Origin of the sequence: Flavobacterium maritimum, assembly GCF_040049085.1 — a bacterium.
Lineage (GTDB): Bacteria > Bacteroidota > Bacteroidia > Flavobacteriales > Flavobacteriaceae > Flavobacterium > Flavobacterium maritimum.
In genome coordinates this window covers 38,344-53,416 of record NZ_JBDLZY010000003.1, presented here as the reverse complement: position 1 = coordinate 53,416, position 15,073 = coordinate 38,344, and the positions used below count along the sequence as shown (strand labels likewise).

Here is a 15,073-nt window from a genome sequence, read left to right as displayed (position 1 = left end):
TTTATGCGTTCACTTTTTCAACAACGGCCCATTCATTTATCCAGTTGCTTACTGTCTTACACCAGTCATCGCTGTCATTTAAACAAGGAATAGCCAAGAAATTTTCCCCACCATGTTCTTTGAATTGGTGGTTGGCTTCCATCGCAATTTCTTCTAAGGTTTCTAAGCAGTCCGATACAAAAGCAGGTGTTACGACAGCTAAGTTTTTAATTCCTTTTTCCGGCATTTTGTTGATTTCAACATCGGTGTAAGGAGTTAACCATTTGTCGCCAGCCAATCGTGATTGAAATGTCTGACTGTATTTCCCTTCTGGGATTCCCAATAATTTAACGACTTGTTTTGTGGTTTCGTAACATTGGTGACGGTAACAAAATTCATGTGCGGGCGAAGGCGTGTTGCAACAGGAGCCGTCAATTTTACAATGGGATTTGGTAACATCCGTTTTACGGATATGTCGCTCCGGAATTCCGTGATAAGAAAATAATAAATGGTCGTATTCAAATCCTTCCAAATTCGTTTTGATGGAATCAGCCAGATTTTTGATATAATCGGGTTTGTTATAAAAAGCCGGAACGATTGTGAATTTCATATCCGGGAAATGTTTTTTACGCAATTCTTCTGCAAAAACTAAAATGGTGGTAGTAGAAGCCATGGCATGTTGTGGATACAAAGGGAAAAGCATTACTTCATTTACTCCTTTATCATGCAATTCCTGTAATCCGGCTAACATAGATGGGTTTCCATAACGCATGGCCAATGCAACAGGAACGGTAGCTTGAGGTTTTACTTTTTCGTACATTCTTTTTGAAATCACGACTAGAGGTGAACCTTCTTCCCACCATATTTTTGCATAAGCGGCAGCTGATTTTTCAGGTCTGTTACGTAAGATGATACCACGAACCAATAATGCTCTCAACAGATACGGAACGTCAATAACGTATTTGTCCATTAAAAATTCATCTAAATATGGTTTTACGTCTTTTGGAGTTGGACTTTCCGGAGAACCTAAATTGACTAATAATACGCCTTTCATTTTTTTTTATTTTTGGATAAAAGTAAATAAACTTACTTTTTGTTAAATGGAGATTAACTATTTTTTATTTATTGTTTTATATAAAGAATTGATGTGATTATGTATTCGGATTGATCGACATCAAATATTTCTTGGGTGTTGTTGCAAATTTCTTTTTGAACGCCGCGATAAAATGACTTCCGGTGCTGTACCCAATTTTGAGTCCAACTTCGTTTACATTATAGGAACCGCTGTCGAGTAATTTTCTGGCAAAATCCATTTTATAATCAAAAAGAAAACCATAAACGGTATCGCCATAAATTTGTTTGAAACCCATTTTCAGTTTTTTCAAATTTAAACCTACCTGATCGGCCAACTCTTGCAGTCCTGGTGGCTCGGCCATATTGGCAATGATAATTTCTTTGGCTTTTTTGATTTTTAAGACATTTTCTTCATCAATTAAAAAGGGGCATTGTTCGGCATTTGGATCTTCGGTTCTATTGAAATACAAACTTAATAGCTCATAGCCTTTTCCTTTATAATATAGATTTTTAATCGAAGGATTTAGGTTGTAATGAAACAACTGGCTTAAAACAATTGCCATTGACGGACTGATATTTCCTTCGTTATAATATTTTTTGTCTTTATTGTCAGCACTCAAAAACGGAATGTAATCTGCTTCTGTTGAAAAAAGGGCGTGAAATTTCTTGATGGAAACAATTACAGAAATCACCCATGAATTGGGAGCCACTTCCAGATTTAGAGGGAGTTCCTTTTGTGGATTATACAAAAGCAGCGATTTTTCTTCCTTCAGCTCTAAGGTATAATTCCCCTGATTGAAAATAAATTTTGCTTTTCCTTTGATGCCAAAATGAAATTGAATCAAGCCACTGCTTACTTCATGTTGCGCATGAAAAGGAGTTTCGTCATCATTTTGAAAACGAATGAGCGTAAAATCATTTTCGATTTTTATAATTTCCTGAGAACCCATAGCGATATTTTTTAAATAAAAAAATGATAATTTACAGATGCTGCTATTTAGAATAACTCCAAATAAGGTATTCTATACCACCTTGTTTTACTACAAAAATAGAAATTTTTACAATAAAATAGCGAAATAGATTCAAAAAAGCATTAAGCGATACAAATAGTCCTTTTAGCGTTACTTTTATCAAAAGTATATTAATAGTTTTGTTTCACTTTTAGGAAAAGTCTATCTATGAAAAATAATAACGTACCTAAGCATCACTATTTTTACGCTGTTGGGTTAAGCTATAAAAAAGCGGACGCCGAGATCAGAGGTCAGTTTAGTTTAGACACGATGGCCAAAACACGTTTGCTTGAACAGGCAAAAAGTGAAGGTATCGAGAGTTTAATAGTGACGTCAACTTGTAACAGAACCGAGATTTATGGTTTTGCGGAGCATCCCTTTCAATTGATCAAGTTGATTTGTGAAAACAGCAATGGGAGTGTTGAAGCTTTTCAGAAAGTTGGCTTTGTATATAAAAATCAAGAAGCGATTAACCACATGTTTCGTGTAGGAACAGGTTTGGATAGTCAGATTCTTGGTGATTTCGAAATCATTTCCCAAATTAAAACGAGTTTTGCCGAGTCCAGATCTTTTGGTTTGATCAATACTTTTTTAGACCGATTAACCAATGCGGTAATTCAGGCAAGTAAAAAAATAAAAAACGAAACCGAGATCAGTTCGGGAGCAACTTCAGTTTCTTTTGCATCGGTACAATACATTATTAAAAATGTAGAAAACATCGGCAATAAAAATATTCTGCTTTTCGGAACCGGTAAAATCGGGAGAAATACTTGTGAGAATTTAGTGAAACATACTAAAAACGATCACATCACTTTAATCAACAGAACTAAAGATAAGGCAGAAAAATTAGCCGGAAAACTAAACTTAATCGTAAAAGATTATTCAGAGTTGCATTTAGAATTGCAAAAAGCTGATGTTGTGGTTGTGGCTACCGGAGCGCAAAATCCAACCGTTGATAAAGCTATTCTGAATCTTAAAAAACCAATGTTGATTTTGGATTTATCCATTCCAAAAAATGTAAATGAGAATGTTAAGGATTTGGAAGGTGTAACTTTAATTCACATGGATCATTTGTCTCAAATGACAGATGAAACTTTAGAAAACAGAAGAGCACACATTCCTGCTGCTGAAGCAATCATTGAAGAGGTTAAAGAGGAATTTATTGTTTGGACCAAAGCCAGAAAGTTTGCGCCGACCATTCATGCTTTAAAACAAAAATTGAATGCGATTAAAGATTCTGAATTGAATTTTCAAAGTAAAAAAATCGCTGATTTCAATGAAGAACAAGCCGAAATCATCAGCAACAGAATTATCCAAAAAATAACCACACACTTTGCGAATCATTTGAAAGACGACAATACCATGGTTGATGAAAGTATCGAATGGATTGAAAAAGTGTTCCAAATTGAAGCGACTGCAAAATAATGACAAAAACAATACGCATAGGAACTCGCGATAGTGAACTCGCGCTTTGGCAAGCTCATACTGTAGAGAAAAAACTAAATGATTTAGGGTATAAAACTGAAATTATAGCCGTAAAATCCCAAGGAGATATCATTCTTGATAAGCCTCTTTACGAATTAGGAATCACTGGAATTTTTACAAAAACGCTGGACATTGCCATGATAAATGGTCAGGTCGATATTGCGGTGCATTCCATGAAAGATGTTCCTACTGCTTTACCTATTGGAATTGTTCAGGCAGCGGTTTTGGAAAGAGCCAATACTTTAGACATTTTAGTTCACAAAGGAAATCTTGATTTTCTTAACGGATCAGGAACTATTGCCACCGGCAGTTTGCGTCGTCAGGCACAATGGTGGAACAAATATCCCAACCATACCGTAGTGGATTTGCGTGGAAACGTAAATACACGCATGCAAAAATTACAGGAAAGTGATTGGGACGGAGCTGTTTTTGCTGCTGCAGGATTGGAAAGAATCAATTTGAAACCTGATAATTTTATCAATTTAGACTGGATGATTCCGGCGCCAGCCCAAGGAGCAATGCTTGTTGTGGCAATGGCAAATGATGAATTTACAAAGGATGCCGTAGCACAATTGAATCACATAGAAACAGAGATTTGCACGCATATAGAAAGACAATTCCTTAAAACATTGGAAGGTGGTTGTACAGCACCAATTGGCGCTTTGGCCAAGTACAATGAAAAGGATGATACCATCGAATTTAAAGGCGTTTTGTTTTCTATTGATGGGAAGGAGAAAATCGAAATTGATACTGTTGTTCCTATTGAACAATGGAAAAAACTGGGATATGAATCGGCTCAGGAGATTTTAGAAAATGGAGGTTCCGTTTTGATGAAAACAATCAAAGAAACTTTAAAAAAATAATGCAAAATTCAGTTCGAATTGTATCTACGAAAGTCCTTTTGAGTAATCAGAAGCAGGAATTATTGAATGCTAATTTCGACCTAATCGAAGCAGATTTTATCAAAACAGTGGATCGGGACTTCGAATTGACCGAGCTGAATGATAATTTGATTTTTACCAGCCAGAATGCGGTTCGCAGTTTTTTTAAACATCCTAAATTTGAGGAATTAAAGCCAAAACTTCAGCAGAAAAATGTTTTTTGTGTTGGATTAAAAACCAAGATATTATTATCAGAAGCCGGATTTAATGTGGTAGCTTATACGGGTTATGCCTCGGATTTAGCAGAAATTATTACGTTGATTTACGCCAATGAAAGCTATACTTTTTTTAGTGGTAATTTACGCCGGGAAACCTTGCCGGAAGCCTTGAAAGAAGCGGGTGTAAAATTCAATGAAATTCAGGTCTACGAGACTTCTTTAACGCCACACAAAATAAAAACCCCTGCAGATGCGATTTTATTTTTTAGTCCATCCGGGGTAGAAAGTTATTTGAAAGAAAACAGCATTAAAAAAGAAACCTGTTTTTGTATTGGAGAAACTACTGCTGGCGCTTTAGAAAAAATTACAAAAAATATAGTTATTGCGAATCAACCATCTGTTGAAGACGTGATTGAAGACGTGATAGAAGAATATAAATAAGAATAAGCTTTAGGCAATAAGCCATAAGCAAAAAATTATAGATAGATAAAACGCTTAAAGTCTAAAACTTAAAGCCTAAATTAAAAAAAAAACAATGTTAAAAAACGACCTATTTTTAAAAGCATTAAAGGGAGAAACAGTACAACGCCCACCAGTTTGGATGATGCGTCAAGCCGGAAGATATTTACCGGAATTTATCGCTTTGCGTGACAAATACGATTTCTTCACCCGTTGTCAAACTCCAGAATTAGCTGCTGAAATCACCGTACAGCCTATTAGAAGAATTGCCCCGGATGCTGCGATTTTGTTTTCAGATATTTTGGTAGTTCCACAAGCTATGGGAATTGAAGTTTTGATGAAAGAAAATTTTGGTCCGTTTTTACCAAATCCAATTCGTACAATTCAGGATGTCGAAAAAGTTATTGTTCCTAATATTCAGGAAACTTTGGGTTATGTGATGGATGCTGTGAAATTGACTAAAGAAATGTTGAATGATGAGGTGCCGTTAATTGGGTTTGCCGGTTCTCCATGGACGATTTTCTGCTATGCAGTTGAAGGAAAAGGATCAAAAAGTTTTGATACAGCCAAAGGATTTTGTTTTACCCATCCGGAAGCAGCGCATGTTTTATTGCAAAAAATTACGGACACCACTATTTTATATTTAAAAGAAAAAGTAAAAGCCGGAGTAGATGCGGTTCAGATTTTTGATTCTTGGGGAGGAATGCTTTCTCCAGTTGATTATCAGGAATTCTCATGGAAATACATCAATCAAATTGTGGAAGCTTTGGCTGATGACGCGCCGGTAATTGTTTTTGGAAAAGGATGTTGGTTTGCTCTGGGCGAAATGGGAAAAAGTAGAGCATCTGCATTAGGTGTTGACTGGACTTGCTCGCCACGAAATGCAAGATATTTGTCTGGCGGAAACATCACCTTACAAGGAAATTTTGATCCGTCAAGATTGTTATCTCCAATTCCAGTGATCAAAAAAATGGTACACGAAATGATTGACGAATTCGGAAAAGACAAATACATCGTGAATTTAGGTCACGGTATTTTACCTAATATTCCTGTGGATCACGCGAAAGCGTTTATCGATGCAGTGAAGGAGTACAATCAGTAGTATTCAGTTTTCAGTCGCAGTTTTCAGTATACGAAGACTGTGACTGAAGACTGCGATTGAAAACTATAATTATGCTAAACAAAGGCTTACGGGATCAAGAAAGTATGCGGATTGACAACAGTCTAAAGATGTTGCATTCCTTGGTTTTCGTTCCTAAATTTTGGAATATTGAAGACACTAGCCTTATAGATAATCAATTGAAAGATTTCGGATTAAGTGTTGAGAGCTTGATTGCCATTAGCGAAAAAGATTTGATTACGCTTTTATTGCGTTGTCATTTGGATTGGAATCAGTTGGAACAATTTGCAGATTTTTTGGTTACAGGTTCTAAAGGAAATCCATTTGATTTTTCCCAAAAAGCGATTGCGATTTACAATTATATTCAGCAGGAAAGCAAAACATTTTCGTTTGAAATATTTTGTAAGCTAGCTACTGTAAAAGCAAATTTATAATGAAAACTGATGCCTTTCATATCGTTCCATTAAAACTAAAAGATGCTTTCAGTATTAATGAATTAATGGTTTCTAATGCCGAAAGATTTAAAAGATATTTCCCTAAAACCCTTTCAAGTAACTTAACTTTAGAAGCATCTGAGAGTTATATACTGAATAAGATTTCAGAATTTCAGATGAGGTCAGGTTTTACTTTTGCCATTAAAGAAAATGCAACTCAAAGTATAACTGGACTTATCATTATCAAAAAATTGAATTGGGAAACCGGACAAGCCGAGTTTGCTTATTGCATCGGTGAAGAGCAAGAAGGTAAAGGATGGACGACAAAAGCCGTAAAAGAAGTTTCAAATTATGCATTCAATGAATTAAATTTGAAAACCCTTCAAATTATTTCTCACAAAACAAATTTTGGAAGTATTAAAGTAGCTGAGAATTCAGGATTTGTTTGGAAAAGAACATTAGCTAATGAATTTACTCCGACGGATGAACTTCCGTTAGATATGGAATTATACGAACTAACAAGATGAAAGAACAATTTTACACCTACATACAAAACCTTCAAGACCAAATCTGCAAGGGTTTGGAAGATTCTGATGGTCAAGCCAAATTCCGCGAAGACCTTTGGGAACGTCCGGAAGGTGGGGGAGGTCGCACTCGCGTAATTGAAAACGGTGCTGTTTTCGAAAAAGGCGGAGTCAATATTTCGGCAGTACACGGAAAACTTCCGGAAGCCATGCAAAAAATGTTCAATGTTGGTGAAGCCGATTTTTTTGCCTGCGGATTGAGTTTGGTTTTGCATCCAAAAAATCCAATGGTACCGACTGTTCATGCCAATTGGCGTTATTTCGAAATGTACGACGATAACGGAAATGTGATTCAGCAATGGTTTGGCGGCGGACAGGATTTAACACCGTATTATTTGTTTGAAGAAGATGCAATCCATTTTCATCAAACCTGTAAAACCGCCTGCGACAAACACAATCCGGAGTTTTACCCAAAATACAAAAAACAATGTGATGCCTATTTTTGGAATGCACATCGTAATGAAGCCCGTGGAATTGGCGGATTATTCTTTGATTATTGCAAAGCAACGGATGCGATGAGTATGCAGGATTGGTACAGCTTTGTGACAGAAGTAGGAAATAGTTTCCTTGAAGCCTATGTTCCAATTGTAGAAAAAAGGAAAAATTTGGCCTATACTCCAGAACAAAGAACTTGGCAGGAAATCCGACGTGGTCGTTATGTGGAGTTTAATTTGGTTCATGACAAAGGCACTTTATTCGGATTAAAAACTAACGGACGAATAGAAAGTATCTTGATGAGTTTGCCACCACATGTACAATGGGTTTATGATCATCACCCGGAAGCCGGAAGTGAAGAAGAGAAGTTATTGAAAGTATTAGAAAAACCAAGAGATTGGCTTTAGATTTATTTTAAATTTTTAATGGGTTTAACTTTAAACTAAACCTGAAACTTTAAACGAAAATATATGTTTCCATTACACAGAGGTAGAAGATTAAGAACGAACGAATCAATGAGAAGTTTAGTTCGTGAAACAAGTTTAAGTCCAGCGGATTTTATGTTTCCTATGTTTATTGCTGAAGGCGAAAACATAAAAGTTGCCATTCCATCAATGCCTGGGATATTCCGTCGTTCGATAGATTTGACCGTGAAAGAAATCCAGGAATTATTCGATTTAGGGATTCGTGCGGTGAATATTTATGTAAAAGTCAGTGAAGATCTAAAAGATAATACCGGAAAAGAAGCATGGAATCCAAACGGATTAATGCAAAATGCCATTCGTGCTATCAAAGCGGCTTGTCCGGAAATGATAGTAATGCCTGATGTAGCTTTAGACCCATATTCTATTTATGGTCATGACGGAATCATCGAAAAAGGAGACGTTGCAAACGATCCTACCAATGATGCATTGGTAAAAATGGCCGTTTCCCATGCGCAAGCGGGAGCCGATTTTGTGGCGCCTTCTGATATGATGGACGGACGTGTACTGCGTTTGCGTCAAGGATTAGACGCTGCCGGTTTTCATAATGTGGGCATCATGAGTTATTCTGCAAAATATGCTTCTGCATTTTATGGACCGTTCCGCGATGCTCTAGATAGTGCGCCTGTGGATGCAACTGAAATCCCAAAAGATAAAAAAACCTACCAAATGGATTATGCCAATCGTATTGAAGCCATCAAAGAAGCTTTATGGGATGTAGAAGAAGGTGCTGATATGGTTATGGTAAAACCAGGAATTGCGTATTTAGATATCGTTCGCGAAGTAAAAAACGCAGTAAATGTTCCTGTAACGGTGTTTCATGTTTCGGGAGAATATGCCATGATTAAAGCTGCCGCCGAAAGAGGTTGGCTGGATAATGATAAAATTATGATGGAACAGTTAATGTGCATCAAAAGAGCAGGAGCCAGTTTGATTTCCACTTATTTTGCCAAAGAAGCTGCGATACTTTTAAATAAATAGTATATCTTCATGATTGCAAAAAAGGTATAGACATGAAAAAAATAGTATTCTTATTATTCGTTTTAGTATTTATTGCTTGCAAAAAAGAAAGCCCGGAATCTTTCGGAAAACCTGAAGTTGCTTCATCAGAAGTAAGAACTCCAGAAGATTTAGGAAAGGAAATCTTTGAAGGCAAAGGAAATTGTGTGGCTTGTCACCAAGTCGATCAAAAAGTTGTTGGTCCAAGTATTCAGGAAATTGCCAAAATCTATAAAGAAAAAAGTGCTGATATGGTTACTTTTCTTAAAGGTGACGGAGAACCGATTGTTGATCCTAGTCAGTACGAACTAATGAAAACCAATTTTGCAATAACAGAAGAGATGTCCGACGAAGAATTGAAAGCATTGGAAGCTTATATGTATTCCAAGTTGAAATGATTTTTGGGAGTTATTGCGTTACAATCTTTTAGTTTTAAAGAAAAAACATAGAGGATGTCGCTATTATCGGGACTAAAAAACAAGAGCCATCTTTTATAGGATGGTTTTTTTGTATCTATGACTTTTATTTCTTTGCGAACTTTGCGAAAACTTTGTGTACTTTGCGGTTCATTTTAATTTTATGGAAACAGTTTACATTCAAACACCTCTAGGAATCGCCACTATTGTAGGTGATGAAAACGGAATTTCGGTAATTTCTGTCTCGGAAGAAGGCGAAATATCTATTGTTATTCCATCTGTTTTGAAAGAAGCGGTGTCGCAACTCAATGATTATTTCGAAGGAAAACGAATTGATTTCGATTTCAAACTCAACCCCAAAGGAACTGAATTCCAACAGAAAGTCTGGAAAGGATTACTCGAAATTCCTTTCGGGAAAACCATGAGTTATTTGGAACTGTCCAAAAAGTTAGGCGATGTCAAAGCCATTCGCGCTGTCGCTTCCGCCAATGGAAAAAATCCGTTATGGATTGTTGTTCCCTGTCACAGAGTCATCGGTACTGATGGTTCGCTCACAGGTTACGCTGGCGGTTTGTGGCGTAAAAAGTGGTTATTAAATCACGAAAATCCTACAAATCAACAAAGTTTGTTTTAAATTTGACTTCTTGTATTTTTAGAAGATGAGACAATTTAGATTTTAAAAGATTAAGGAAGTCTAATATTCTAAAATGTCTAAAAATCTAAGAAGTCTAACAAAATCTAAATTATGATTGAAAAAATAAACCTCAATAATATTCTATTTCTCGACATAGAAACCGTTCCGGAAGCGGAAGATTTCAATGCTTTGGATACTGAAATGAAAGACCTTTGGGAACATAAAACCCAGTACCAACGCAAAGACGAATACACAGCGGAAGATTTTTACGATCGCGCAGGGATTTGGGCTGAGTTTGGGAAAATTGTTTGTATTTCGGTGGGTTATTTTACCATAAAAGGTGATATTAGAAATTTTCGGGTGACATCCTTTTTTGGGGAAGAAAAGAAAATCCTCAACGATTTCAATAATCTGCTGAACAATCATTTCAATCAGCCACAGCATGTTTTGTGTGGGCATAATGCTAAGGAATTTGATATTCCGTTTATTGCCAGACGCATGATTATCAACCAAATTTCCATTCCAAACAAGCTGAATTTGTTTGGTAAAAAACCTTGGGAAATCCCACATTTGGATACTTTGGAATTGTGGAAATTCGGGGATTATAAACATTTCACTTCTTTAAAGTTGATGTGTAAAGTACTCGGAATCCCATCTTCAAAAGGCGATATCGACGGCAGTCAAGTAGGACATGTTTTTTATGTCGAAAAGGACATTGACCGTATCGTGACCTATTGCGAAAAAGATACTATTGCCGTAGCTCAAATTTTCCTCCGATTGCGAAGAGAAGATTTATTGATTGAGGACGAGATTATTCACGTGTAGATTATATTTATGAGAAATAAGATTGCCTTTTATATTATGTGTTTCGTTGGAATTGTATCAATTTTTCTCCCATATTATGAAAGTTTAATTATTGCTTGTGGTCTCGGTCCTTGTTATAAGGATTATCAGTATATTAATTTCTTCAAGATGTACTGTAACAGTATTCAGTTTTCTAAGCATGAATTTTTAAATTTTATAGATATTTTGATTCAAACTTTAATAGCTGTTTCTATCCTGTTTTCTGCTGTTTTGTATTTTTTTAAACGATATTTAATAATCATTATTTTGAGTGTAATTTCTGTGATGTACTTTTTACTAAGTCTCGTTGCTTTTGATGTTTTACGATATGGCTTTTATATTTTGCTTTTTCAGCAAATTGCTTTGTTCCTTTTACTTATTAAAAGATTAAAACAATAGTATTATTTCTTCGTATCCTTTGCGAAAGCCTTTTGTGAACTTTGCGGTTAAATAATTACATTTACAAAAATTATAAATTATGGTATTAAGTAGATTTTGGTTGGTGATTTTCATTTCTTCAATTGTATTTGTGATTTTCAGTTTGTTTTCTGGTAACAGTTATACAATTGACCATGTTTTAAACGGGAAAAAAGACGATCCTATTCTAATTTCAGAAAAATATATTGATCAGATTCCTGCTTTTATAAAAGACAGCATCAATAAATCGGAAGAAAAAACCTTTATCGTCAATAGAGATACTCTTAATGCCGATACTACTTATGTATATAAAAATAAAACCGTTAAAATTTTTAGTGGTGTTCAAAAATCGGATGGTTTATTGCCAACCTGTAAAAGTACATTACTTGATTTGATTTTGCCGCTTATGGCGTATTTGGCTTTTTTCTGTGGATTGATGGAGCTTTTAATCATTTCGGGAGTGTCTGAAAAACTAGCAAAAGTATTGAGTCCAGTATTCGTAAAAGTGTTTCCAAGTATTCCCAAAAATCACCCGTCGATTTCCTATATGACCTTAAACTTTGCCGCAAATTTCTTGGGATTGGATTCTGCTGCTACGCCATTTGGATTAAAAGCCATGGAAAGTTTACAAGAAATAAATCCCGAAAAGGACAAGGCCAGTGATGCCCAAATTATGTTTATGTGCTTGCATGCTTCGGGACTTACTTTAATAGCAACTTCTATAATTGGCTATCGCGCTGCTGCCAATGCCAGTAACCCTGCCGATGTGATGTTGCCTTGTATCATCACCTCTTTTATCGGTACAATTGCTGCTTTTCTGATTGTTGGAATTAAACAAAAAATTAATTTCAAAAGCGCTTCTTTAGTTCTCGGTTTAATGATGCTAATTGCTGCAATTGTAGGTTTGTTAATGTATGTAAATCATTTGGATTTAATTGGCAAAAACTATTTTACATCTAATCTATCCGCTTTAATATTGGTTGGAATTATTGTTTTTACCTTGATCTTTTCCTTTATCAAGGAGAAAAAATTCACAGAAGCGAATACGACCGTTTATGAGGCCTTTGTGGCGGGAGCCAATAATGGTGTCAAAACCGGGGTTACCATTTTTCCTTATGTTTTAGGGATGTTAGTGGCTATATCTTTATTCAGAAACAGTGGTTTATTTGAAATTATTAGTAACTGGATTGCTTTTGCTTTTTCTAATATGGGAGTAAGTAAAGAAATTACCGATGCTTTACCAGTGGCCTTGTTACGACCATTTAGTTCTGCGGGATCGCGAGGGTTCTTGATAGATTCGATGAATACTTTTGGCGCAGATTCCTTAACGGGACGGTTAAGTAGTATTTTTCAATGCAGCGCCGAAAGTACATTTTATGTGATTGCGGTTTACTTTGGTTCCGTTAATATAAAAAACACCCGATACGCTTTGGGAACGATGCTTCTAGTGGATGTGATTTGTGTGATTACCGCTATTTTTGTAGCGAGCTGGTTTTTTTAATTCAACTTTAAAAATTATAAATTTAAATATTCATTAAAAACAATAAAAAATGTCAAAATACGCAAAATACATCGCCATAGGATTGCTTATTCTATTCTTAATTAGCAGCTTTTTAAGTTAAATCTTTAATTAAAGTCTTCATAAGCCCCGCATTAAGCGAGGCTTTTTGTTTTTATAAATCTGTTGAATTCGATTGTAACTGTAAATGATAGTGAAGAGGCTACATAATCAGTAGTCCGAATTGTTAAGTTGTATCTCACAATTGCCTTTGATTTTTTTAATAATTTCTTTAGGGAACGTGATATAAATCAGTTAGGAATCTTTGAACAATTCTTATATTTGGCATTCTTAAAAAAATCAAATTATGGACTTTATATACCAGGATCCCTATCCTATTTTAAAAGATGACACCCAATATCGTAAAATCTCTTCTGATTACGTAAAACTAGAAAAACTTGGCGACAGAGAAATCTTAACCGTTGACCCGAAAGGATTGGAGTTGCTTTCACAAGAAGCAATGAAAGATGTGTCCTTTATGTTGCGTACGACGCATCTGGAAAAACTGAAAGCTATTTTGGATGATCCGGAAGCAACCGATAACGACCGTTTTGTGGCTTATAATTTATTGCAAAACGCAGTAGTGGCGATCGAAGGTGAATTGCCTTCTTGTCAGGATACCGGAACCGCAATTGTTATGGCCAAAAAAGGGGAGAGTGTGTATACGGGCGCTGATGATGCAGAATGGTTGTCAAAAGGTATTTTTAATACTTATCAAGAACGTAATTTACGTTATTCTCAAATTGTACCAATTAGTATGTTTGAGGAAAAAAACTCAGGTTCCAATCTTCCGGCACAAATTGATATTTATGCAAAAAAAGGAGCTTCCTACGAGTTTTTGTTTTTAGCAAAAGGTGGCGGTTCTGCCAATAAAACATATTTATATCAACAAACGAAATCTTTGTTGAATGATAAATCGATGGATGCTTTCATTCGTGCAAAAATTAAAGATTTAGGAACTTCAGCTTGTCCGCCGTATCATTTGGCTTTTGTGGTTGGAGGAACTTCAGCTGAAGCGAATTTAGCTGCTGTTAAGAAAGCCTCTGCAGGTTATTTTGACAATCTGCCTACTTCAGGAAATATGGCTGGTCAGGCTTTCCGTGATTTGGAGTGGGAAAAAAGAATACAGTTGATTTGTCAGGAGAGTCATATCGGAGCGCAATTTGGAGGAAAGTATTTCACCCATGATGTTCGTGTGATTCGTTTGCCGCGTCATGCCGCTTCTTGTCCGGTTGGATTGGGAGTTTCCTGTTCTGCCGACAGAAACATCAAAGGAAAAATCACCAAAGACGGAATTTTTGTAGAGCAGTTAGAGGTGAATCCAAAACGATTATTGCCTGAAACTCCTCCACATTTGGAAGAAGCAGTTGAAATTGATTTGAACCAACCGATGGCTGATATCTTAGCAAAATTGACTCAATATCCAATCAAAACCCGTTTGAAATTAAACGGAACCTTGATCGTGGCCCGTGATATCGCACATGCAAAAATCAAAGAATTGTTGGATGCCGGTAAACCAATGCCGGATTATTTTAAAAATCATCCTGTATATTATGCAGGGCCAGCTAAAACTCCGGAAGGAATGGCTTCAGGAAGTTTTGGACCAACTACCGCAGGTCGAATGGATGTCTATGTTGACGAATTCCAAAAACATGGTGGTAGCATGGTAATGTTAGCTAAAGGAAACCGCACAAAAGATGTAATGAATGCTTGTAAAACCTATGGCGGATTCTATTTGGGGTCTATTGGAGGTCCGGCTGCTATTTTAGCTAAAGAGAATATTCTTTCTGTTGAGGTGGTGGATTTCGAGGAATTGGGAATGGAAGCAGTGCGTAAAATTACTGTGAAAGATTTTCCCGCATTTATTATTACTGATGATAAAGGAAATGATTTCTTTGAGAATTTATAGAGATTAAAAAAATCTGTATGACTCGCAAAGAGTTTATAAATAAAAAGACCGCAACTAAATTTTTTAAGTTGCGGTCTTTTTTATTGTGTGTTTCTGTTTTAAAAAGATGTAAAATGAAAAGTATTTACTTTCTACA

Annotated in this window: 15 protein-coding genes; 13 read left to right on the top strand and 2 right to left on the bottom strand. The window is 35.9% G+C overall.

All coding sequences use genetic code 11. The features are described from left to right. Position 1: 1 nt before the first annotated feature. Both hemH and ABEB23_RS07615 read right to left on the bottom strand, forming a co-directional pair. Positions 2 to 1,033 carry a ferrochelatase gene (gene hemH / locus ABEB23_RS07620; RefSeq protein ID WP_348811934.1) on the bottom strand — a complete coding sequence of 344 codons (1,032 nt, stop codon included), beginning with the start codon at positions 1,031 to 1,033 and terminating at the stop codon, positions 2 to 4. A gap of 97 nt (positions 1,034 to 1,130) precedes the next feature. Beyond that, positions 1,131 to 2,003: a helix-turn-helix domain-containing protein gene (locus ABEB23_RS07615; RefSeq protein WP_348811932.1), complete on the bottom strand. Its 873-nt coding sequence runs from the start codon at positions 2,001 to 2,003 to the stop codon at positions 1,131 to 1,133. Positions 2,004 to 2,231: 228 nt separating this feature from the next. Between ABEB23_RS07615 and hemA the strand changes: the two genes are divergently transcribed. The 13 genes from hemA (at position 2,232) to ABEB23_RS07550 (ending at position 14,937) form a co-directional block, all read left to right on the top strand. Further along, on the top strand, positions 2,232 to 3,488 hold the full coding sequence (gene hemA, locus ABEB23_RS07610; RefSeq protein WP_348811931.1) for a glutamyl-tRNA reductase: 1,257 nt from the start codon (positions 2,232 to 2,234) through the stop codon (positions 3,486 to 3,488). After that, positions 3,488 to 4,411, top strand: coding sequence for a hydroxymethylbilane synthase (gene hemC, locus ABEB23_RS07605; RefSeq protein WP_348811930.1), 924 nt, complete (start codon positions 3,488 to 3,490; stop codon positions 4,409 to 4,411). Before hemA ends, hemC begins: the two co-directional genes overlap by 1 nt. After that, positions 4,411 to 5,088 carry a uroporphyrinogen-III synthase gene (locus tag ABEB23_RS07600; protein ID WP_348811928.1) on the top strand — a complete coding sequence of 226 codons (678 nt, stop codon included), beginning with the start codon at positions 4,411 to 4,413 and terminating at the stop codon, positions 5,086 to 5,088. Before hemC ends, ABEB23_RS07600 begins: the two co-directional genes overlap by 1 nt. A gap of 94 nt (positions 5,089 to 5,182) precedes the next feature. After that, the gene (gene hemE, locus ABEB23_RS07595) at positions 5,183 to 6,208 is read left to right on the top strand and encodes a uroporphyrinogen decarboxylase (protein ID WP_348811927.1); all 1,026 of its coding nucleotides are present in this window, start codon (positions 5,183 to 5,185) and stop codon (positions 6,206 to 6,208) included. A gap of 71 nt (positions 6,209 to 6,279) precedes the next feature. After that, positions 6,280 to 6,660, top strand: coding sequence for a hypothetical protein (locus ABEB23_RS07590; protein WP_348811926.1), 381 nt, complete (start codon positions 6,280 to 6,282; stop codon positions 6,658 to 6,660). Continuing rightward, positions 6,660 to 7,187: a GNAT family N-acetyltransferase gene (locus tag ABEB23_RS07585; RefSeq protein WP_348811925.1), complete on the top strand. Its 528-nt coding sequence runs from the start codon at positions 6,660 to 6,662 to the stop codon at positions 7,185 to 7,187. Before ABEB23_RS07590 ends, ABEB23_RS07585 begins: the two co-directional genes overlap by 1 nt. Then, positions 7,184 to 8,086 carry an oxygen-dependent coproporphyrinogen oxidase gene (gene hemF / locus ABEB23_RS07580; protein ID WP_348811924.1) on the top strand — a complete coding sequence of 301 codons (903 nt, stop codon included), beginning with the start codon at positions 7,184 to 7,186 and terminating at the stop codon, positions 8,084 to 8,086. The genes ABEB23_RS07585 and hemF overlap by 4 nt, the downstream gene beginning before the upstream one ends. 63 nt (positions 8,087 to 8,149) lie before the next feature. Continuing rightward, positions 8,150 to 9,142: a porphobilinogen synthase gene (gene hemB / locus ABEB23_RS07575; RefSeq protein ID WP_348811923.1), complete on the top strand. Its 993-nt coding sequence runs from the start codon at positions 8,150 to 8,152 to the stop codon at positions 9,140 to 9,142. Positions 9,143 to 9,174: 32 nt separating this feature from the next. Next, positions 9,175 to 9,558: a c-type cytochrome gene (locus tag ABEB23_RS07570; RefSeq protein ID WP_348811921.1), complete on the top strand. Its 384-nt coding sequence runs from the start codon at positions 9,175 to 9,177 to the stop codon at positions 9,556 to 9,558. A gap of 181 nt (positions 9,559 to 9,739) precedes the next feature. Continuing rightward, entirely contained in the window at positions 9,740 to 10,210 is a 471-nt protein-coding gene (locus ABEB23_RS07565) for a methylated-DNA--[protein]-cysteine S-methyltransferase (RefSeq protein WP_348811920.1), read from the top strand. Positions 10,211 to 10,321: 111 nt separating this feature from the next. Continuing rightward, the gene (locus tag ABEB23_RS07560) at positions 10,322 to 11,035 is read left to right on the top strand and encodes a 3'-5' exonuclease (RefSeq protein WP_348811919.1); all 714 of its coding nucleotides are present in this window, start codon (positions 10,322 to 10,324) and stop codon (positions 11,033 to 11,035) included. A 496-nt stretch (positions 11,036 to 11,531) separates the two neighbouring features. Further along, complete coding sequence (locus ABEB23_RS07555) at positions 11,532 to 12,971, top strand: nucleoside recognition domain-containing protein (protein ID WP_348811918.1); 1,440 nt, start codon at positions 11,532 to 11,534, stop codon at positions 12,969 to 12,971. Between the two features lie 364 nt (positions 12,972 to 13,335). Continuing rightward, complete coding sequence (locus tag ABEB23_RS07550) at positions 13,336 to 14,937, top strand: fumarate hydratase (protein ID WP_348811917.1); 1,602 nt, start codon at positions 13,336 to 13,338, stop codon at positions 14,935 to 14,937. Positions 14,938 to 15,073 lie beyond the last annotated feature (136 nt).